At 39.8% G+C, this 1,231-nt stretch carries 1 protein-coding gene; it reads left to right on the top strand.

What is annotated here, in order from left to right:
• Positions 1–96: 96 nt before the first annotated feature.
• Positions 97–1,231: IS200/IS605 family element RNA-guided endonuclease TnpB (tnpB, locus tag AACS98_RS19605; protein WP_066382966.1), on the top strand; the 1,135-nt coding region annotated here is incomplete at its 3' end.

Raw genomic sequence — 1,231 nt, 5'->3', positions numbered from 1 at the left:
TTATCAGAGAAATGGGTTTAAAACCTCCCCCTTCCAGGGGGACTTTACATTAGTACGAATTTAGTTTAACATAGTTAATGCAGTTTGGTAAGCGCAATGTTAAAAGCCTACAAGTACAGAATCTATCCGACAGGGGAGCAAGTAAGACTACTTGCTAAGTCGTTTGGATGTGTACGCTGGTTTTACAACTATGCGCTTAACTTAACAAGCGAAACCTACAAGGCAACAGGTAAGGGGTTAAGTCGCAACGAGATAATTAATTTGTTGCCATCCCTGAAGAAAGAATATGAGTGGTTAACAGAGCCACCTTCTCAATGCTTGCAACAAGTAGCCTTAGATTTGTCTAGTGCGTTCTTGAATTTTTTTGAGAGACGGGCTAAATACCCCAATTTCAAAAACAAAGGTCAAAAACAATCTATTCGATTTCCGCAAGGAATAAAACTAGATGGCGACAATCTGACGCTTCCAAAACTAGGCAAAGTCTACTGCAAAGTATCTCGATTACCTGAAGGTAAATTAAAGTCTATTACTGTATCGCTGACTCCATCAGGTGAATACTACGCTGCTTGTCTATATGACAGTGGGAAGGATAAACCATCTCTATCATCAGAAGGTAAAGCTATTGGCGTAGATATGGGAATTAACCATTACGCTATTACATCTGATGGGACTAAACATGGCAACCCCAAATATTACCGCAAATATGAGGTCAAGTTAGTCAAGAAACAAAAACAACTTAGCCGCAAACAAAAAGGGTCTAGCAATCGTAACAAAGCAAGAATTAAAGTTGCTAAAATTTACACGAAAATTACTAGATGCCGTGAAGATTTTCTACACAAACTAAGTCGTAAATTAGTTGACGAGAACCAAGTCATAGTTGTAGAAAACCTAGCAGTTAAGAATATGGTCAAGAACCACAAACTAGCTAAATCAATTAGTGACGCTGGATGGGGTCAATTCTGCACCATGTTGAAATACAAGGCAGAATGGGAAGGGAAAACCTATATTGAAGTAGACAGATTTTTCCCTAGTTCAAAATCTTGTAGTAACTGCTTGCATCAACTAGATAATCTCAGTTTAGATATCCGTAGCTGGCAATGTCCTAAATGTCACACAATACATGACAGGGATATTAATGCTGCGGTGAATATTAGAGACGAAGGTTTACGAATTTTGCGCCAGTGCGGTCTTGACGGTCTCCGTCGTAGAGCAACTGGCGTGGCGGGAGGGC

The sequence above is a fragment of the Anabaena sp. CA = ATCC 33047 genome, assembly GCF_963870205.1.
Lineage (GTDB): Bacteria > Cyanobacteriota > Cyanobacteriia > Cyanobacteriales > Nostocaceae > Trichormus.
Note: the sequence above shows the minus strand (reverse complement) of the source record. Positions and strands in the feature narration are given on the sequence as shown.